The organism is Legionella sp. D16C41 (assembly GCF_048541585.1).
Taxonomy (GTDB): domain Bacteria; phylum Pseudomonadota; class Gammaproteobacteria; order Legionellales; family Legionellaceae; genus Legionella_C.
In genome coordinates this window covers 440,001-460,447 of the sequence record NZ_CP183303.1, presented here as the reverse complement: position 1 = coordinate 460,447, position 20,447 = coordinate 440,001, and the positions used below count along the sequence as shown (strand labels likewise).

Here is a 20,447-nt window from a genome sequence, read left to right as displayed (position 1 = left end):
GTAGTGTCTACTCCAGAAGCTGAATTAAACCCTTACAGGGTACATGTAGCCAATTAGGGCGATTATTTATTTCATATTCAATTTCATGTAAAACCTTTTCAAACATAAATGCTTTAAGCAATAAAGAAAAACAGGCAGCCTCTTTAGGCATTAGCGTTTTAATTTCCGGATATTCTAGGTAAGTATTAATAAATAAATGGCATATCCAACAATACCATTCTTCGGCATCGAAGTGATGTCCTGTAGTAAATACAGTTTTATTCTCTAATACAGTATATAACGCATAATGGAAGGAACGTAGAATACCGGCTACGTCTCTTAATGGTGGACGTTTTATTTTCCGCTCTGATAAAGGCCGTCCTGGCTCGCCTTCATAATCAATAATTACAAAGTCATTGCCTGTATATAAAATTTGTCCCAAATGGTAATCGCCATGACAGCGAATTTTTTTGCCACCTATTTTATGATGCAATATCGGTTTTACATTATCTAATAATAAATCTTTATCAGCTAAATGCCTGCTAATTTTTTCCTGTAACTCGCATTCTAATTTAACTGTGTTTGCTTTAAATAAACTAGACGTTTTAATAAATGAATTACGTAAAGACTGATATAAACTGCGCTGATCAAATAAAGTAAAGTTCTCAGCAGCAAAGTGTTTATTATTAGGATCAGCAGCTAGAGCAAGGTGCATTTGTGCTGTACGTTCTGCTAGAATAATAACCGAATGAGCATATAAACCTAGTGATTCAGTAATCTCTTTGGGTAAGGAAGGTATAAGTTTTTGCCAAGGATAGATACGCGAAGTTGTTAGTTTAGCAGGAGTTGAAAGATCCATTTGTTCAATTACAGTAGCAATTGAGTCAAGCGTATGCTCCCAAGCATTACCAGCATTAGCAATATATTCTTGCACAATGCCTACCGTCATCGTTTTATTTTTATGATGATATTTTAAAGTACACGCAATTCTTGGGGATTTAACATCTTTTTTATCTGTTAGAAATTGGCTAATCTCTACCTCTGGATTTTCTTCAAATTCGCAGCGCCGATAAATTTTTAACAATGCTGTTTTATCATATAAAATTGATGTATTTGATTGTTCTACTGCCAATGCTTTAATTTCTACAACGTCAGTCTGGTTCCCAATAACTTTTTTATAAAGGCTATTAACATTAACTTCTAATTTACCATTAGCACCAGCTAATGTTTTGTTAGCACTAAAAATGTGAAAAATATCTTTCCAAACTTCCGACGTATACATAGCGTCAATTAAATAAGATACTTTCTTAGTTTTATTAACCAAAGAGCAAATGATTTTAGCTGGTTGATCAGAATCATAAAGCTTATCTTCATCAGTTTCAGCTGTAACAAACATAAAATATTGTTCAGCCTCTTTATCATTAAACTCCACATTAATTAATAAAAGATAAACAGGTACTGCTGAATTTTTAATTAAAATATGATCAGCAATCATAACTTTTGCAATGGTATGATTTTTAGATCTAAACCAACGACAATCAACTATGTAATGAGCAAGTATTTTTTCTAATTTTTTCTTTTCACTTGAAGCAAGTAAATCACTCCATTTATCTTTTATTGTCAAATGCTCATTGGTATGAGTAACAGTTCTGTTATGTTGAGCATCTGGTTTATTAATTTCTAACCATAAGAAACTATAAGGACCAAGAACAAAGAAGTAAGGGTTTTCAGTAATGGTTGGGAAAGCAGTTCTACCAAAAGCCTCAGTGGGCGAATGGTTTACATATTTTGCTAAATCTAATTTAAAATTTTGCGTAAAACGAGATAAATTGATTAAAACTAAAATAACTTCTTCTTCGTGTATTCTATAAAAAGCAATTATCTTATTATTTTCAGGGTATAAAAATTCAATAGTACCTCGGCTAAATGCGGTATAGGCACTGCGCACCTCAATAAGCCGCTTCATCCACCATAACAATGATTGGGAGTTTTGTTGCTGCAACTTAACATTAGTAGCTTGATAATTGTATTCAGGGTCAATAATAACGGGTAAATATAATTTTTGTGGTGTAGCCCCTGAGAAACCAGCATTATTATCGTTAGACCACTGCATTGGTGTTCGTACCCCATTACGATCACCTAAATAGATATTATCACCCATACCAATTTCATCACCATAATACATAACAGGTGTTCCAGGCATGGAAAAGAGTAAAGCATTTAATAGCTCAATTTTCCTTCTATCACCCCCCATTAATGGCGCAAGCCGTCGGCGAATACCAAGATTAATACGCATTTGCTGATCTTGACCATACATACGATACATATAATCACGCTCTTCATCAGTAACCATTTCTAAGGTTAGCTCATCATGATTACGGAGAAAAATGGCCCACTGACAATTTTCAGGGATGGGTGGCGTTTGCTCAATAATATCAATGATTGGAAACCTATCTTCCATTTGTACAGCCATATACATTCTTGGCATAAGAGGAAAATGAAAAGCCATTTGGCATTCATCGCCTTTACCAAAATAATTAACTGCATCTTCTGGCCATTGGTTAGCTTCTGCTAATAAGAAGCGATTATCAAATTTAGAAGTAATATGCTTATTTAATTTTTTTAAAAAATGATGAGTTTCAGGTAGGTTTTCACAATTTGTCCCTTCGCGCTGAAATAAATAAGGAATAGCATCTAATCGTAAGCCATCAACACCCATTCCTAACCAAAAATCAACGATTCTGAAAATCTCTTTCTGTACATTTGGGTTATCATAATTTAAATCAGGCTGATGAGCATAAAAGCGATGCCAATAATAAGCATTAGCACTGTGATCCCAAGTCCAGTTAGAAGGCTCAAAATCTCTAAAAATAATTCGTGCATCAGCGAACTCCTCTGCAGTCTCACTCCAGACATAAAAATTACGCCAATAAGAACCTGGTTTAGCCGAACGTGATTTAAGAAACCACTCATGTTGGCTAGAGGTATGATTAATAACTAATTCCGTAATAACACGAATGTTTCTTGCATGTGCTTCTTTTAAAAATCGTTTGAAATCTTTAAGGTTGCCGTAAATAGGATTAATACTCATGTAATCGGCTATATCATAACCTTCATCTTTTAATGGGGACGGATAAAATGGCAACAGCCAAATAGTATTAACGCCTAAAAATTCAATATAATCTAATTTTTGAATTAATCCTTTAAAATCGCCAATACCATCATCATTACTATCATAAAAACCTCGTACATGAATTTGATAAATAACGGCATCTTTATACCATTCTATTTGTCTTAAATCGTCCATGATTTTAGCACTTCCTTTTATTTCCATAAGCGTTCACAGAACGCTGCTAACTTAAAAAGTCTCTCATTTCCGCGCAGGCGGAAATCTATCTTAATACACACACCAAGCCCGCATAAAAATAGATTCCCGCCTACGCGGAAAAGATAGAGACAACACTAAGTATTCACACGCTAGCGCTTAAATCTAACCTTTTATCAAATTTCAAGCATACCTTTAAATAGTTATTTACGGTATTCATATAAACTATTACGATACAGCTTAAAAACCCTGTCATTTCCGCGCAGGCGGAAATCTATCTTAACGTATGCACAGTGCCTAGTTAGCAATAGATTCCCGCCTGCGCGGGAATGACAAAATAAAAATCTGCCTTAATCATTGTAAGTTGTAAGCGTCGGTCATTTCCAAAACTCGGTCATTTCCAAAAACCTTGTCATTTCCAAAAAACCTGTCATTTCCGCGTAGGCGGAAATCTATCTTAACACATGCACAGTGCCTAGTTAGCAATAAATTCCCGCCTGCGCGGGAATGACAAAATAAAAATCTAGTTCAATACGCAACCAAACCCGTATAAAAATAGATTCCCGTCTGAGGGAAAGCCAGGGACATCATTAAGCATTCACACTCTATGCACTTAAATGCAACCTTTCATCAAGTTTCAAGCATGCTCTCTAAATAGCTACTTATTTCCTTACTTGGAAAATGTGCGCATACTGGTCTTTTTCAGGATTAAGTTCTACATAACATTTACCGTTTTGCCAGGTATATACTTCATCTGTTAATAAATCATGAATTTTAAATGGCTTATCTTTTATACCAAATTTTTCAAAATTAATGTCAACAAATCCGGAATGTTTATAGCGGTAATCTAGATTAACTAGAATTAAGATAATGTTATCTTCAAGAGTATTGTGTTTACTATAGCAAATGAGGTGGGGATTATCCGTGCGATAAAAGCAAACGGAACTTGTATTTTGTAAGGCCTCATGTTCTCGGCGAATTTTATTCACTTTGGTAATAATATCGCTAATATTATCCTTTGACTTCTGCCAATAATGGATAGAATATTTTTCCGAATTTAAATACTCTTCAGAGCCTTCGTGTAGAGGTTTATTAATACAATTTTCATAAGCAGGGCCATACATTCCATAATTACTGCTTAGGGTTGCTGCTAACATGAACCGAATGATAAAAGCAGGTCGTCCTCCTTTTTGCAAAAATTCAGTTAAAATATCAGGTGTATTAGTCCAGAAATTTGGTCGGAAAAAGTCAACAACAGGCGGTGAGTTTAATTCCTGTAAATAGCTCGTCAACTCTTCTTTAGTATTACGCCAAGCAAAATAAGTATAAGATTGCGAAAAGCCACATTTAGCTAATTGATACATAATCTTAGGGCGTGTAAATGCTTCAGCTAACATAAGTACATCTGGATGCAAGGCTTTAATTTCTTGGATTAACCACTGCCAGAAAATAAAGGGTTTCGTATGCGGGTTATCTACACGAAAAATTTTAACGCCTTGTTTAATCCAAAACAAAATAATGGATTTAAACTCATTCCACATACTTGGCCAATCGGTAGAAGCGAAATCAAGCGGATAAATATCTTGATATTTTTTAGGCGGATTTTCAGCATATTGTAAAGTGCCATCAGGCCGATGTTTAAACCAAGTTGAGTGTTTTTTTAGGTAAGGATGATCAGGGCTACATTGCAAAGCAAAATCAAGGGCAATTTCTATATCTAATTCTGTTGCTCTTTTCACCATCTGGCGAAAATCTTTTAAGGTACCTAATTCAGGATGGATACTTTTATGCCCGCCTGCAGGCGAGCCTATGCCCCAAGGGCTACCTGGATCACCTTTAGCTACCTTTAGACTATTATTTTTGCCTTTTCTATTAGTCTCACCAATTGGATGAATGGGCGGTAAGTAGATAACATCAAAACCCATTTCCTTAACTGTCGGTAGATAATTAATAACATCTTGAAAAGTTCCATGGCGCGTAGATCTATCTGTAACCGAACGCGGAAACAATTCATACCATGTACTAAAACGTGCTTTTTCACGATCAACTACAATAGTTAATGTTTGTGGATAGACGGTGATGAAATTTGGTTTTAATGTTTTCTGCAGCCATTGGATTAATTTTTTATGATTCAGTAATTTTTCTAATTGTTTCGGCTGCTTTATTGTTGCCAGTTTTTCTAAGGTTGAATTAATAAAGTCAGGGGTTTCTGTTTGACAAGCACGCTTAATTAACTCAGTACCAATTAATTTTTCTACCTCAATATCATCTTTGAACGATAATTTTTTAAAAAAGCGTTTTTTCCAAGTACTAAATTCATCAATCCAAGCTCGAATCGTATAAAAATATTTACCTATTTTAGCTGCTGTAAATGTGGCTTCCATACGATCATTATTGAGTAAAGAAAAACTAGCTTCTTGCCAATTTTTTTCTGTTTCATGTTTATAAATTAACACGGCTTGAATCTCATCGATACCATCACAAAACATATCTGCCTCGATAGTGACAATATCATTAAGAATACGCTTAGCCGGAAATTTACCGCCATCGATCTCTGGGTAAATATTGGTAATCCATACTCTTTTTAAACCTTCCATGTTCAAGTTAGTTTGCTTGGTATTTTGCATTTGATTTGTTTCTATTTTTAACATTCTCTTTATCCCTAAATTTTTAACATTTCATCTATCCATAAACACAATGTCAAAATGGCAAGCATAAAAAATTTTTTTTATAAATTTTTCCCTACTAATTGTCTTAGACGGTTGAATAATTTTACTTATTACCCTATCTTAAAATTTGGAACAGTCAAGGGATTGCTGGATGGAAAGAATCTTTAAGATAAAATATCTAGGTTTAGCCTTACTAGCATTTGCTGTTAATTTTTGTTTTACTTTTCAACTTTCTAACCTAACTATTTTATTAAAATTTGTCGGCGCAAGTGATGCCTCTATTCCGCTGTTGTGGTTAATTCCGCCGCTAACAGGGATGCTTATTCAACCTTTAGTTGGTTACTTAAGCGACAATAGTTCCACAAGCTATGGTAAGCGAAAACCTTACATTATAGGTTGGGGTATTTGTGCTGCTTTTTCTTTTCTACTTCTACCGCTTTCTAGCTCCATTATTTATATTGTTTGGTTTACTTTTTTAATTGATTGCAGCATAAATGGAAGTGCTGAGGGTTTACGTGCCTTGACAGCAGATTTTTTTCAAGAAAGTGTCACGCGCACCCGTGCTTTTTCAATCTTTGCTTTCTTCTCAGGTTTAGGTGGGGTTTGTGGCGCCTATCTACCTAGTATCATTCAAAAAGTTTTTATTGGGCAGGAAGCCAGCTTATCTGCAACTTATGCTATTCCTAGTAATCTTGTAGGTGGCTACATATTCACCGGACTTATGTTGCTTATTACTTTAGTTTATTTTTTTAAAAAAACTAAAGAAAGGCCTACACTCGATGCACCTATTACTAAAGGCCTTTTTATCTCTTTAGTTAAAGAGCTATTTTATAAAACTAAATCTATAAAAACAGAAATTAAAAATACCCATCCTATCTTTTTAAAAGTATTAACTATCAATAGTATTGCATGGATTGGTATCTTTACTTTTTGGCTTTATTTCAGTTTATGTATAGCTCAACAAGTTTATCACTTACCTAGAAATGTAGTGGTTAATAACTCTGAGCATTATAAAGCTATAATGCATCAAGTAAGCTTAGATGTTTCTTATTATTTTTCACTATATCAATATGTTAGCCTTGTTTTTACGTTAATTGTTTATAACCTATCAAAATATATTAAAAGTGAAAAAATACATGGTACAGCGGTCCTATTAGGGGGCCTGGGTATTTCCTTATTGTGTTTTAAAACAACGCCTACAAGCATGTTTATTAGCTGTACTTGCATTGGTATTTTTTGGGGTAGTTTGATTGTTTTACCTTATGTTATTGTACTTAAGTATTTACCTCCTGATAGAACCGGAACTTATTTAGGAATTTTTAATATAAGTATCACTTTACCACAAATTTTTGGCGGTTTTATTTTGCCACTTGTTTACAATTTTATATTTAAAAATCATGCAAGTTACACCCTATTTATGGCAGGTTGCTTGATTATAATTAGTGGCCTTTTATGGCTACGTCTCTTTTATTTAATTAATAATAATAATTATCAAGCACAACTTGTAAAAATTTAATTATTTAATTGTTTAATAGACAGCTGCAATACGATATAGCTTGAAAAAATACTATCTTAGTAACCTTAATAAGTAGAGGCTATAATGATAAAATTTTTATGCTACATTTATATTTTATTTTCTAGTTTATTATTTGCTAATTTTCTTAATGCATGTACTAACATCCAAGTCAAAGCTCAAGATAACTCATTAATTGTTGGGCGAACATTAGAATTTGGCCCCGATTTACAATCGCGTATTATGAATTCATCACCTAACAAAATAGTTAAAACCACACGCGAAGATGGCACGCCTAGTATGAGTTGGACGTCGAAATATGGCTATTTATTTGCTGATTTCTTTCAGACAGGTCAAGCGTTAGATGGCATGAACGAAAAAGGCTTATCATTTGGCTATTTATACTTACCAGGGTACACTAAATACCCTACCGTGGCAGCCAATTACAATGATAAAGCAATTCCTTATACTTATTTAGGTGATTGGATTTTAGGTAATTTTAGCTCCGTTGCTGAAGTAGAGCAGGCTATTAAACAAATTTATATTTTTGCCATACCAATTAAAGTAGCAGGTCAGCCAGCTGTTTTACCTGCGCATGCTATTGTGACGGAAAAAACTGGAAAGAGTATAGTTATTGAGTTTATTAATGGTAAGGTTAAAATTTATCATAATCCTTTAGGTATATTAACTAATGCACCAACCTTTAACTGGCAAATAACTAATTTACAAAATTATGCTAATCTCTCACCTTATGCACCTAAAGCAATTAAGCATGACAGTATTGTTTATTCTGGCACTGGTCAAGGTTCAGGGTTAGTAGGCTTACCTGGCGATCCCTCCCCTCCCTCACGTTTTGTTAAGGTAGCTATGTTACAACAAACAGCAATGCCTGTTCCTGATGCTTTAAGTGCTGTTATTTTAAGTGAGCACATTCTCAATAATGTTGATATTCCATTTGGATTTATTAGAAGTGTAAAAGGCACTCCTAATACAGAAGATAATTTAGATAAAACGCAATGGACCGTCTTTAAAGATTTAACCAATGGGATTTTTTACTTCAAATCCTATTCCAATCCTACGCTACAGAAAATTGACATGAAAAAGATAGATTGGTCGCCTAAAGCTAAACAACTTGTTATTCCTATGGCAAGCCCCGCTTTCATCTTGGATGCTTTAGCTAAGCGATAAAGCTACTAAAATACTTAACAATATATTTTTATGTAGGTTGGGCCCTGGCCCAACATTAAGACTTAAATCGACATCGTTAACTCAACAGCATTTCAGATTAAAATAAGCTAAAATAAACTGTGAATTATCATTCTCACCTAAGCAAAAATCTCTTGTAAAAAATTAGTCATTAATTGTATAGAACGTTTCTCTGCTAAAGGATTATAAATTGTTCCAAGTTTTGGATCATTGGCCTGTGGATTAGAAAAGGCATGCTGAGTATTACCAAAAACATGGACTTGCCAGTCGACATTAGCTGCTGTCATTTCATGACAAAACTGCCTAACTTGATCAGGTTTAACCATAGGATCATCAAAACCATGGAGTATTAAGATTTTGGCCTTAATAGCTTGCTTTTCTTTCTCGTCAGGTTTATTGAGTAAACCATGAAAACTGACAACCCCTTTTAAATCAGCACCACTACGAGCTAAATCTAATACACATAAGCCACCAAAACAAAAGCCTATTGCAGCAACTTTCGTGCTATCTACTTCAGGCATTGCAATAAGCGCATCAAAAGCTGCCCGTATACGAGACAGCAACATTCCTCTATCAGCAGCCAATGGTTGCATAAGCGCTTGCTTTTCATCAATTGTTTCACCAATGCGTGCATGACCATACATATCCAAGGCAAAACCTACATAACCCATTTTTGCTAACATTTTTGCTTTTTCACAGCTAAAATCATTGCGACCGCTCCAATCATGAGCCACTAAGACTGCAGGCCTTGGCTGATCAAATCGGTCATTATAAGCAAGAAAACCATATAATTCCTGTTCACCATCATGGTAAAGATAATTTGACGTATGCATATTCATCCTTTTAGCGTAATTTAAATCTAAGCTAATCTAATTATATATCTATTCTTAATAGTTAGGCGTGCTGTAATTAAGTCTGCCAATATACCCTTGATCATTTATGCTAACAACAAAACTTTATAATATTTCAGCAATTACTTGTAATTTCTAGAAATAGAAGCTACATAAGTTATAGGTAATTATTTTAATTTTATTTATTTCAGCTTTAAAAATTTCAAGATCAAAGTAAAAACATAAGATATTTAGTGCTTAAATTAAACATTTCTAATATAGAAATTGAAATTTTTGCGAGTACTGTTATTAAAATTAATTTATTAACTACTCTTTATATAGCGCCATCCACTAAGTTTAGATAAGGCGCAAGCTTATTCGATAAAGAAGTGTATAGACGTATATGACTAAGCCGAAGGAGCTTGCAACGTTGTATAAAGTGTAGTGGGTAATACTATAATATATAAAGTAGTGAGGATAATGCTATGATCGCTAGTGCATTGGCCGAACTAAGAAATTTTTTTCATGCGCAACTTTGTTATCAGCTGTTTATTACGCCTCTTCCACTGCCTGTGGAAAAAGAATATAGAGAATTTGCGCAGCAAGCTTGTGAATTTTTACTTAATAATCGCACCAATTTATTGACTGCTAATTCGCCACGCCATCATGTTATTCATCATTTTGCGCAAGTAGATAATCCAGCAGCAAAAAAAGTACTTATTACACATGGGTGGATGTCTCGTGCAGCTTATATGGCCCGTTTGATTCGCGCTTTGCACCAGCAAGGTTATGATGTTTACGCCCTAGACTTTCCTGCTCATGGCGAAGCTAAAGGACTACAATTAACTTGGATTGATGCCGTAAATACCCTTCGGACGGTTATCAATAATTTAGGACCTTTCTATGCCGTGGTAGGCCATTCATTTGGTGGCTCTATGCTTTTAAACACCCTAAATTTAGCCTGCCAATTACCAGAATGGCAACTTGAAAGGTACCTGAGCGTGCCGTCCTTATAGCCTCTCCCACTAATATGCGTACTCCAGTTAGCCGGCATGCTAGACGATTTAAATTAAATGGCAAAAGTTATCTGCTTCTTAGAGATGTTATACAGCAAAACTCTAAAACTAGTATCGCGCACCTTAATTTTCGCAATTTTATTAATCGTGGAACAACTCATATTTTATGCGTTCATGGTAAAGAGGATAATTCTATTCCACCCCGAGAATCCATCGAATTCTGCCGTTACTATCCCTACGCTTCACTTGCTCTACTTACCAAACTTGATCATATAAATGTATTAATAGATGAGCGTGTAGAGCGCATGGTTACCAATTTCTTAATTTAATTTCATTCTAATCTAGTGTTTGTCTAAAGCGCTTAAAGCCAATTAGCATAATAATCAAGGTAAACCCAATAATAGGAATTATTTCATACCATACATCTAAGAAAGTATTCCCCTTTAATAATATACCCCGCACAATAACTAAAAAATGAGTTAGCGGCAATATGCTACCAAGCCATTGTGCCCACTCAGGCATACCCCTAAAAGGAAACATAAAGCCAGATAAAAGTATAGAGGGCAAAAAGAAAAACATTGCACTTTGTACTGCTTGTAACTGATTAGAAGCTAAAGTTGAAAAGGTTAATCCCATAACTAAATTAGCAGCAATAAAAGGTAGGCATAAAATTAATAATAAAAGAATACTTCCTTGCATAGGCACCCCAAATAAAAATCTCGCAAAAAATAAAATTAACGATGTCTGTGCATAACCTACCATAATATAAGGAAGTATTTTGCCAACCATAATTTCTAGCGGTCTTAAGGGTGTTGCTAAGAGATTTTCCATCGTTCCACGCTCATACTCACGGGTAATCACTAAGGCTGTGACTATCACCATAGTCATAGTCAATACGACCCCTAGTAAGCCTGGAACTATATTATAGGCTGAAATAGCCAATGGATTATAAAGGGTATGAATTACAGGTGTGTAAGGTAGGGAACTAGCATTTAATCGTTTAAGTGGCCCAATTAATTCTTCTTTTAAAACTAAAGAAGGTAACTCATTAAACACAGCAACTGCACGACTTGTAGCTGCCGGGTCACTTGCATCTGCTTCCAATAGTAAAGATGGACTTAAACCTCTTACGAGATTATCAGTAAAATTAGGTGGAAAATTAACGACAAATTGAACTTTTCCTCGTTTTAATAACTCATGCGCTTCTACTTCACTTACGGCTGGACTTAGAAATTTAAAATAAGTTGAATTTTCCATACTAACTAAAATACGGCGTGTAAAATTAGTCTCATCATCGTTTACGATAGCGGTCGGTAAGTAGCGCGGATTATTATTGATTGCATAACCAAATAAAATTAGCTGCATTAAAGGAATTCCAAGTATCATGGCGAAAGTAGCTTTATCACGACGCATTTCAATAAATTCTTTACTAATTACCGCTATCAATCGCTCTATTCCCGCAATCACTCTTGCTCTCCTTGTGATTTTTTTACAAGACTTATAAATGCATCTTCAAGTGTTGATGAAATTTGGTGCCATTTTATATGTTCCGTTCGCGCTAAATCGTTTAAGCTTGCTTCAATGACCTGTTTGTCATAACCACTGATATGAATTTGACTACCAAATAAGGCAGCCTGTACAACACCCTGTAGTGTTTTCGCTTTTTGTAATAAAGTCGTAGTGACTTGACCTGTAATTTCCCAAGTTAAGAGCTTAGTAGAGGCAATAACTTCATCCACCGTTCCGGTAATTAATAATTCGCCGTAGGCTAAATAAGCTAATCTTGTACAACGCTCAGCTTCATCCATATAATGAGTAGAAACTAACGTTGTAACGCCCTGTTCACTGAGCATATGAATTTTGTCCCAAAATTCTCGTCTTGCAATGGGATCAACGCCTGCTGTTGGCTCATCTAACAGTAATAAATCTGGATTATGTAGCAGGCAAGCAGCCAATGCCACTCGTTGTTTCCAGCCGCCGCCTGATAAAGAACCTGTTAATTGTTTACGACGACTACTTAAGCCAAGTTCTTCTAAAGCTTGTTCAACGCGCTGTTGGCGATTCTCCATACCATATACACGGGCTACAAAACGTAAGTTTTCTTCGACACTTAAATCCGTATAAAAGCTAAATTTCTGCGTCATGTAACCTACATGCTGCTTAATTTCTTTCGACTCTGAAATGATATCGTAGCCTAAACAAGTTCCTCGCCCTGCATCAGGTGTTAAAAGACCACATAGCATACGAATAGTTGTCGTTTTCCCACTACCATTGGGGCCAAGAAAGCCAAAAACCTCGCCTTTTTTTACATGTAAGTTAACTCCGTTAACAACCACACGATTTGCAAAACTTTTACGTAAATCATACACATCAATAATTGTCTCTATAGTCATGGTAGATAGATGGTCACCGGTTGGCCAGGTTTATATTGATTAAACATTATCATATTAGCTTTAATTCGAAATACCAATTTATTATCATTTTCACGACTATAAACTAGTGGCGGAAGATATTCAGCTTCAGGCGAAATATAGCTGATAGTTGCTTGACTAGCTTGATTACAGCTATAGCATTTAAACTTAATTACCTGCCCGACTTTAATAGTTGTTAATTGATCGACAGGCACAAAGAATTCAATATATACATTTTTAGGAGTTAATAGAGAAACTACAGGCTGCTGACTACCAACAAACTCACCTTCACGATAATAGGTATCAAATATAACACCTGCGTCAGGTGCACTTAATTTTTTCTGCCTAAGTTGCCAAACAGCATCGCTAAGCTTTTCCCTAAGGGATATTATTTGTGCTTGTTGCGCTCTAATTTGTTCAACGCGGCTACCCTGTTTTGCTAAGTTTAGATTAGCTTGAAATTGCTCTTTGCTTTTTAATAGTTGCTGATAGCGTGAAACGACTTCATCATAAACGTCCTTTGCTACGACATGACGCTCATAAAGCTGTTGATAACGCTTAACCCCAACTTGAGATAATTCCAACTGCGCATTAACCTGTTCTATTTGTGCTTCAATCGCAGCAATTTCTTGAGTACGTCGTGGATTTAGTAAATCTTGCAGCACATGTTCTGCCTGGTTCATTTGAGCTTGATATTGTTTAATAATAAATGCTTGCGGGTTAGGGTCTAGAGCAAATAAAAATTGATTCTTCTGTACCAATTGCCCTCGCTGAACAGCTAATTTTTCTAAAATGCCTGAATAAGGCGAAGCAAGATAAATATTTTCACCTTCAATATAACCTTGATAAGCTGCCTCTTTTGGTCGATTGCAGCCTAGGAAAGTTAGAACAACTAAAATCAGTATGATTAATTTTAAGTTCATGAACAATAAATTATATCCAGTTAATAATTATAATGGCGCTAATTTAAGTTTTCGGCAAATTTCAAAGTATTCTTATTAATTGTTGAAGAAAATAATTTGGCTAGCTAAAGTAGTTAGTAGGTAGTTTTAATTAGAGAGTAGGTAATGGATTTTGATTTAATTGTTTTAGGGGGAGGAAGCGGTGGAATTGCTAGCGCTGTTCGGGCAGCAAAACATGGAGCTAAGGTTGCTGTAGTTGAAAAATTTTATTTAGGCGGAACCTGTGTTAATTTAGGTTGTGTGCCTAAAAAGGTTATGTTTAATGCTTCTTTAATTGCAGAGCATTTACACAAAGCACCAGACTATGGATTTTCACCTGTTGATGTAGAACTAGATTGGCCTACCTTAGTAGCCAAGCGCGAAGCTTATATTGCAAGGCTTCGGGAGATTTATCTTAGTCGTTTTACGCAATATAATATTACTCATTTGCAAGGAGAAGGATTGTTTGTTGATAAACAAACCATTTCCGTTGCTGGAAAGAGGTATCAGGCGCCACATATTATTATTGCTACAGGAGGGGAGCCTACCCTCCCAGATGATCTAATAGGCATTGAACATGCCATTACCTCGGATGGGTTTTTCAATTTAACAGAGAAACCAAGTAGTGCTGCTATTATTGGCAGTGGTTACATTGGTGTTGAGCTAGCTGGAGTATTACATGGTTTAGATGTTAGAACTCATCTATTAATTCGGGGTACTCATCCACTTAGCCGCTTTGATGACATGCTAGGTAATACTCTACTTGAGATTATGAAATTACAAGGTTTAGACGTTCATTTAAATCACCGCGCTCAGGCTATTAATCTTCAGCCAGATGGTAAAAAAACTATTCATTGTAAAAGTGGATCCGTTATTTCTGATATTGACGTAGTTATTGCCGCAGTGGGTCGCTCACCAAGAACATTTAATTTAAATTTAGATAAAATCGGTGTTGTACATGATCATAGAGGCTTAATTAAAGTTGATAAATATCAAAACACTAGCGTACCAGGTATTTATGCTATTGGTGATGTTATCGATGCGCCAGCATTAACCCCCGTTGCTATTGCTGCTGGCCGCAGGCTTTGCGATCGCTTATTTGGTGGGCAAAAAGAGGCATATTTAGACTATAAAAATATTTGCTCAGTTGTTTTTACCCATCCACCTATTGGCAGTGTAGGCCTTAGTGAGGAAGAAGCTTTAAACCAATTTGGTGCTGAAAAAATTAAAGTTTATAAAACTCGATTTAATCCTATGTTTGATGCATTAAGTGAACAAAAATTACCGACAGCAATGAAATTAATTACGCTAGGTAGTGAGGAAAAGATTATCGGCTTACACGTCATTGGTTATGGTGCTGATGAAATGTTGCAAGGCTTTGGTGTAGCTGTCAAAATGGGCGCTTGTAAACGTGATTTTGATAATACTGTTGCTATTCATCCTACTAGCGCTGAAGAATTCGTGACTTTAACTTGAGTTTAACATGATTCGTTCTTTTGAAAATAAGACTCCTACTTTAGGTAACGAGGTCTATATTGACCCTACTGCTACAGTAATTGGGGATGTAGAGCTTGCCAATGATGTCTCAGTATGGCCAATGGCTGTTATTCGTGGAGATGTTAATTCTATCCATATAGGTGAAGGCACTAATATTCAAGATGCTGCTGTTTTACATGTAACCCACGATGGGCCATTTACGCCAGGCGGGCGTCCACTTATCCTCGGCAAAAAAATCACAGTTGGCCATCAAGCGGTTTTACACGCCTGCACTATTGAAGATTACTGCCTTATAGGAATGGGCGCTTTAGTGCTGGATGATGTATATATAGAAGAAAAAGTTATTATCGGTGCAGGCGCTCTCATCCCACCCGGAAAGCGCTTGCAAAGTGGCTATCTATATTTAGGAAGTCCTGCAAAAGCTATTAGAGTACTCACTACAGGAGAATTAGAACACCTTAAATACTCAGCAGAGCATTATATTCGCTTGAAAAATAGATATTTATCGCAAGCTAAAAATAAATAACTTAATTTGCCCGCAACGCCTCATCAATATAAGGATAATCAAATTTAAAACCTGCTTCTAATAGCCGCTTAGGTATCACACGCTGACCTTGTAAAAGTAAATAATCACCCATTTCACCGAATAATAATTTAACTAAAGAAGCGGGCATTTTAAAAAACAAGGGTCTATGCATTGAATTCGCTAACGCTTTGGCAAATTCTTTTTGCGTCACGGGATTTGGAGAAGTAACATTAAATGGACCTTGAAGATCAGTGTGATTAAGTAGAAAAATAAAAGCGGCAATGACATCCTTAATATGTACCCAAGATATTACTTGCTGCCCATCGCCAATGATACTTCCTGCACCAAGTTTAAAACTTAAATTCAATTTTTTTAAAATTCCTTCGCCTTCCTTTAAAACAACACCAAAACGTGTAGTTACCGTGTTTAATCCGTAATCAACTGCAGGCGGTAAGGCTTGTTGCCACTTTATTCCTATTTCACTAAGAAAATCACGTGGCTGTGTCATATTAATAATAGAATTTTCATCAAAAGAACTTACATCATCCTTATCTTGCGCACCATAAATTCCTACCGCATTAGCAACAAAAAGTCTTGGTTTAGCCTTTGATTTTATAATCCAATCTATTAATTTAGTTGTAGTGCTAACACGTGAATTTATAATTTTCTGCTTGACATCATCGCTCCAACGAGAAGCGGCAATATTGTAACCACTTAGATTAATAACTACATCATAATCTTGAGCTGATAATTGGGTAAGCTCAGGCCAAGTTATAAGCGATATAGAGGCAGGAAATATTGTTTTAAGTTTATTTTTATCCCTACCTACAATAGTAAGGTGATGCTTATCTTGTAACGCTTTTGCCAACTCCTGACCAATAAATCCTGAGCCTCCTGCAATTAAAATATTCATTACTATTCCTACTTAGTTTGTATTTAGGGCATGTTATCAAGTAGTGCTTTCAACTAACAATTAAGCAAATTTATCTAAATAAAATTTAAGTTCATTAAATAAATCTACTATTCGCCTCGCTCAGGTTAATATAAGCTAAACTATCTCAATTTTTACTATAAAAGTAATTAATGACACATCCAGTAATACGATATAAAATATTTAAATTATTTTTGAAATAACCTAAATTAATTTTGTATTGAGTAACAATTTATAATCAGGCCAATTAGGCATAAATTGTGTCATTAAACTATGAAAACGTTTATTATGGCTTGGTTCGAGTAGATGAACCATCTCATGAACTAAAACATATTCTAAACAAACAAGTGGTTTTTGTATTAAATGAAGATTAAGCCAAATTCTTTTAGCAACTGTATTGCAAGAACCCCAGCGTGTCTTCATTATTTTTACGCCATATTCTAAAATATGCACACCAATAATAGGCTCCCACTTTTTAATTAATGAGGGCAGAAGCGCTAGCATTTGCTTACGATACCAATTGTGCAAGGTTGCTTGTTTTATATCGGAGTTTATATTGGGAGCATAGCAATACAAATAAGGTTCATTAAGGACAATTTCACTTTTAGTTGTACTTTGCTTAAGAAGTAACTTATAACGCTTACCTAGAAAAAAGTGATTTTCACCCTCGCGTAAATGCAAGTTAATAATTGTCTCTTTACTTTTTAAACGTTCTTGGTTATTTACGATCCAATCTGATTTATCTTTTACAAAGCGAGAAATACTGCTTAGAGAGGAGCGTTTAGGAGCACTAACTTTAATGTTCCCTTGAGACGTTATCCGTAAATTTATATATTTAACTGGCTTTCTGGTGAGTTCAACTTGGAAGCCTTCTATTTGAACAATCATAACTAACTACAAATTAAATTCTAGGGGAATAATATATATCGATTACAGTGCAAGCTTCAATAGGAGGAAGATAAAATAAAAAAAGCGGCTTAAAGCCGCTTTAAGAATAAAACCCTGGCGATGACCTACTTTCACATGGGGAAACCCCACACTATCATCGGCGCGAATCTGTTTCACTGCTGAGTTCGGGATGGAATCAGGTGGTTCCAAATTGCTATAGTCGCCAGGAAAACCGGTTGGCTTTAAAAAAAGCCGGTAAAGATTAACGTCACACACGCGTTTAGGTGCCTTATAACCTTCCACACGTCACAGCGCTTGAGGTTATATGGTCAAGACAATCAGCCAATTAGTACAAGTTAGCTTCATACGTTACCGTACTTCCACACCTTGCCTATCAACGTCGTCGTCTTCAACGGGCTTCATGGGAAAACTCATCTTGAGGGAGGCTTCCCGCTTAGATGCTTTCAGCGGTTATCCCGTCCGAACTTAGCTACCCGGCAATGCCACTGGCGTGACAACCGGTACACCAGAGGTTCGTCCACTCCGGTCCTCTCGTACTAGGAGCAGCTCCTCTCAATTTTCCTACGCCCACGGCAGATAGGGACCGAACTGTCTCACGACGTTCTAAACCCAGCTCGCGTACCACTTTAAATGGCGAACAGCCATACCCTTGGGACCTGCTTCAGCCCCAGGATGTGATGAGCCGACATCGAGGTGCCAAACACCGCCGTCGATATGAACTCTTGGGCGGTATCAGCCTGTTATCCCCGGAGTACCTTTTATCGATTGAGCGATGGCCCTTCCATACAGAACCACCGGATCACTAAGACCTACTTTCGTACCTGCTCGACCCGTCGGTCTCGCAGTCAAGCACCCTTTTGCCTTTACACTCTTGGTACGATGTCCGACCGTACCGAGGGTACCTTTGTGCTCCTCCGTTACGCTTTGGGAGGAGACCGCCCCAGTCAAACTACCCATCATGCACGGTCCTCAGCCAGGATGACTGGCTTAAGTTAGAACCTCAAGGATAACAGGGTGGTATTTCAAGGTCGGCTCCATGACAACTAGCGTCGTCACTTCTTAGCCTCCCACCTATCCTACACAGTTATCATCAAAGTCCAGTGCAAAACTATAGTAAAGGTTCACGGGGTCTTTCCGTCTAGCCGCGGGTACACTGCATCTTCACAGCGATTTCAATTTCACTGAGTCTCGGGTGGAGACAGTGTGGCCATCGTTACGCCATTCGTGCAGGTCGGAACTTACCCGACAAGGAATTTCGCTACCTTAGGACCGTTATAGTTACGGCCGCCGTTTACCGGGGCTTCGATCAAGAGCTTCTCCTTACGGATAACCCCATCAATTAACCTTCCGGCACCGGGCAGGCGTCACACCCTATACGTCTTCTTACGAATTTGCAGAGTGCTGTGTTTTTAATAAACAGTCGCAGCCACCTGGTCTCTGCGGCCCCGAGTCGCTTTGCCATGTAAAATGACTCACCACCCAGGGCGTACCTTCTCCCGAAGTTACGGTACCATTTTGCCTAGTTCCTTCACCCGAGTTCTCTCATGCGCCTTAGTATGCTCTACTTGTCTACCTGTGTCGGTTTGCGGTACGGTTTTTAATAAGTTATGGCTAGCAGCTTTTCCTGGAAGCGTAGCGTCAATGACTTCTCTGCACCTCGAAAGGTCAGAACCCTGTTGCCCCTTAGCGTTAGTATGTGTCCGGATTTGCCTAAACACACCGCCTACAAGCACAGACCGGGATAACCATCACCCGGCTCACCTAGTTTTTCTTCGTCCCCACATCACCACTTATCAAAAGTTAAGGACTATTAACCTTATTCCCATCGACTACGCTTTTCAGCCTCGCCTTAGGGGCCGACTCACCCTGCTCCGATTAACGTCGTGCAGGAAACCTTAGACTTCCGGCGAGAAGGGTTTTCACCTTCTTTATCGTTACTCATGTCAGCATTCGCACTTCTGATACCTCCAGCCCACCTCTCGGTGAACCTTCATCAGCCTACAGAACGCTCCCCTACCACGTGCACATAAGTGCACATCCGCAGCTTCGGTGGATGATTTGAGCCCCGTTACATCTTCCGCGCAGGCCGACTCGACCAGTGAGCTATTACGCTTTCTTTAAAGGGTGGCTGCTTCTAAGCCAACCTCCTGGCTGTCTGTGACTTCCCACATCGTTTCCCACTTAATCATCACTTGGGGACCTTAGCTGGCGGTCTGGGTTGTTGCCCTCTTCACGACGGACGTTAGCACCCGCCGTGTGTCTCCCGTGATTCAATTAGCCCGTATTCGGAGTTTGCATCGGTTTGGTAAGCCATGACAGCCCCCTAGCCGAAACAGTGCTCTACCCCAGGTAATCATTCACGAGGCGCTACCTAAATAGCTTTCGGGGAGAACCAGCTATCTCCGGGCTTGATTAGCCTTTCACTCCTAGCCACACGTCATCCGATAATTTTTCAACATTACCCGGTTCGGACCTCCAGTTGGTGTTACCCAACCTTCATCCTGCACATGGCTAGATCGCCCGGTTTCGGGTCTACTCCCAGCGACTATCGCCCTTTAAGACTCGCTTTCGCTACGGCTCCCTTAATAAGTTAACCTCGCCACTGAAAGTAACTCGCTGACCCATTATACAAAAGGTACGCAGTCACCCAACCTAAGTCAGGCTCCCACTGCTTGTACGCAAACGGTTTCAGGT

Annotated in this window: 12 protein-coding genes, 2 rRNA genes and 1 pseudogene (1 of these 15 only partly in view); 5 read left to right on the top strand and 10 right to left on the bottom strand. The window is 37.3% G+C overall.

Annotation, left to right across the window (positions count from 1 at the left end):
- Window positions 1-7: 7 nt before the first annotated feature.
- Complete coding sequence (gene treS, locus ACNVED_RS02105; protein WP_419420108.1) at window positions 8-3,286, bottom strand: maltose alpha-D-glucosyltransferase; 3,279 nt, start codon at window positions 3,284-3,286, stop codon at window positions 8-10.
- Between the two features lie 680 nt (window positions 3,287-3,966).
- The gene (locus ACNVED_RS02100; protein ID WP_419420107.1) at window positions 3,967-5,955 is read right to left on the bottom strand and encodes an alpha-1,4-glucan--maltose-1-phosphate maltosyltransferase; all 1,989 of its coding nucleotides are present in this window, start codon (window positions 5,953-5,955) and stop codon (window positions 3,967-3,969) included.
- Window positions 5,956-6,124: 169 nt separating this feature from the next.
- On the opposite strand from ACNVED_RS02100, the gene ACNVED_RS02095 reads away from it, so the two are divergent.
- Together ACNVED_RS02095 and ACNVED_RS02090 are read left to right on the top strand one after the other, a co-directional pair.
- Complete coding sequence (locus ACNVED_RS02095; protein ID WP_419420106.1) at window positions 6,125-7,489, top strand: MFS transporter; 1,365 nt, start codon at window positions 6,125-6,127, stop codon at window positions 7,487-7,489.
- An 84-nt stretch (window positions 7,490-7,573) separates the two neighbouring features.
- Complete coding sequence (locus tag ACNVED_RS02090) at window positions 7,574-8,674, top strand: linear amide C-N hydrolase (RefSeq protein ID WP_419420105.1); 1,101 nt, start codon at window positions 7,574-7,576, stop codon at window positions 8,672-8,674.
- Window positions 8,675-8,811: 137 nt separating this feature from the next.
- On the opposite strand, the gene ACNVED_RS02085 is transcribed toward ACNVED_RS02090, so the two are convergent.
- On the bottom strand, window positions 8,812-9,525 hold the full coding sequence (locus ACNVED_RS02085) for a dienelactone hydrolase family protein (protein ID WP_419420104.1): 714 nt from the start codon (window positions 9,523-9,525) through the stop codon (window positions 8,812-8,814).
- 482 nt (window positions 9,526-10,007) lie between these two features.
- Between ACNVED_RS02085 and ACNVED_RS02080 the strand changes: the two are divergent.
- Window positions 10,008-10,867 (top strand): annotated as a pseudogene (locus ACNVED_RS02080) (alpha/beta hydrolase).
- A 7-nt stretch (window positions 10,868-10,874) separates the two neighbouring features.
- On the opposite strand, the gene ACNVED_RS02075 reads toward ACNVED_RS02080, so the two are convergent.
- The 3 genes from ACNVED_RS02075 to ACNVED_RS02065 are packed head-to-tail and all read right to left on the bottom strand — an operon-like array spanning window position 10,875 to window position 13,872.
- Entirely contained in the window at window positions 10,875-12,005 is a 1,131-nt protein-coding gene (locus ACNVED_RS02075; RefSeq protein WP_419420103.1) for an ABC transporter permease, read from the bottom strand.
- Window positions 12,002-12,931, bottom strand: a complete 930-nt coding sequence (locus ACNVED_RS02070) for an ABC transporter ATP-binding protein (protein WP_419420102.1) — start codon at window positions 12,929-12,931, stop codon at window positions 12,002-12,004. The genes ACNVED_RS02075 and ACNVED_RS02070 overlap by 4 nt, the downstream gene beginning before the upstream one ends.
- Entirely contained in the window at window positions 12,928-13,872 is a 945-nt protein-coding gene (locus ACNVED_RS02065) for an HlyD family secretion protein (RefSeq protein WP_419420101.1), read from the bottom strand. Before ACNVED_RS02065 ends, ACNVED_RS02070 begins: the two co-directional genes overlap by 4 nt.
- Window positions 13,873-14,016: 144 nt before the next feature.
- Between ACNVED_RS02065 and gorA the strand changes: the two genes are divergently transcribed.
- Window positions 14,017-15,366, top strand: coding sequence for a glutathione-disulfide reductase (gene gorA / locus ACNVED_RS02060; RefSeq protein WP_419420100.1), 1,350 nt, complete (start codon window positions 14,017-14,019; stop codon window positions 15,364-15,366).
- Window positions 15,367-15,373: 7 nt separating this feature from the next.
- Window positions 15,374-15,913 (top strand): gamma carbonic anhydrase family protein, encoded by a 540-nt coding sequence (locus ACNVED_RS02055; RefSeq protein ID WP_419420099.1) that lies wholly within the window; start codon window positions 15,374-15,376, stop codon window positions 15,911-15,913.
- A 1-nt stretch (window position 15,914) separates the two neighbouring features.
- Here ACNVED_RS02055 and ACNVED_RS02050 read toward each other — a convergent pair whose 3' ends face one another.
- The 4 genes from ACNVED_RS02050 to ACNVED_RS02035 all read right to left on the bottom strand — a co-directional run.
- Entirely contained in the window at window positions 15,915-16,826 is a 912-nt protein-coding gene (locus ACNVED_RS02050; protein WP_419420098.1) for a TIGR01777 family oxidoreductase, read from the bottom strand.
- Window positions 16,827-17,048: 222 nt separating this feature from the next.
- The gene (locus ACNVED_RS02045) at window positions 17,049-17,732 is read right to left on the bottom strand and encodes a M48 family metallopeptidase (protein WP_419420097.1); all 684 of its coding nucleotides are present in this window, start codon (window positions 17,730-17,732) and stop codon (window positions 17,049-17,051) included.
- 112 nt (window positions 17,733-17,844) lie between these two features.
- Window positions 17,845-17,960 (bottom strand): 5S ribosomal RNA (gene rrf, locus ACNVED_RS02040).
- A 97-nt stretch (window positions 17,961-18,057) separates the two neighbouring features.
- A 23S ribosomal RNA gene (locus ACNVED_RS02035) occupies window positions 18,058-20,447 on the bottom strand (it continues 510 nt past the right edge of the window).

Bases quoted from the DNA above. Each gene is read 5' to 3' on its own strand.
- ACNVED_RS02095 (WP_419420106.1), top strand. From the start codon at position 6,125: ATGGAAAGAATCTTTAAGATAAAATATCTAGGTTTAGCCTTACTAGCA.
- ACNVED_RS02070 (WP_419420102.1), bottom strand. From the start codon at position 12,931: ATGACTATAGAGACAATTATTGATGTGTATGATTTACGTAAAAGTTTT.
- ACNVED_RS02045 (WP_419420097.1), bottom strand. From the start codon at position 17,732: ATGATTGTTCAAATAGAAGGCTTCCAAGTTGAACTCACCAGAAAGCCA.
- ACNVED_RS02065 (WP_419420101.1), bottom strand. From the start codon at position 13,872: ATGAACTTAAAATTAATCATACTGATTTTAGTTGTTCTAACTTTCCTA.
- ACNVED_RS02085 (WP_419420104.1), bottom strand. From the start codon at position 9,525: ATGCATACGTCAAATTATCTTTACCATGATGGTGAACAGGAATTATAT.
- treS (WP_419420108.1), bottom strand. From the start codon at position 3,286: ATGGACGATTTAAGACAAATAGAATGGTATAAAGATGCCGTTATTTAT.
- ACNVED_RS02050 (WP_419420098.1), bottom strand. From the start codon at position 16,826: ATGAATATTTTAATTGCAGGAGGCTCAGGATTTATTGGTCAGGAGTTG.
- ACNVED_RS02055 (WP_419420099.1), top strand. From the start codon at position 15,374: ATGATTCGTTCTTTTGAAAATAAGACTCCTACTTTAGGTAACGAGGTC.
- gorA (WP_419420100.1), top strand. From the start codon at position 14,017: ATGGATTTTGATTTAATTGTTTTAGGGGGAGGAAGCGGTGGAATTGCT.
- ACNVED_RS02090 (WP_419420105.1), top strand. From the start codon at position 7,574: ATGATAAAATTTTTATGCTACATTTATATTTTATTTTCTAGTTTATTA.
- ACNVED_RS02100 (WP_419420107.1), bottom strand. From the start codon at position 5,955: ATGTTAAAAATAGAAACAAATCAAATGCAAAATACCAAGCAAACTAAC.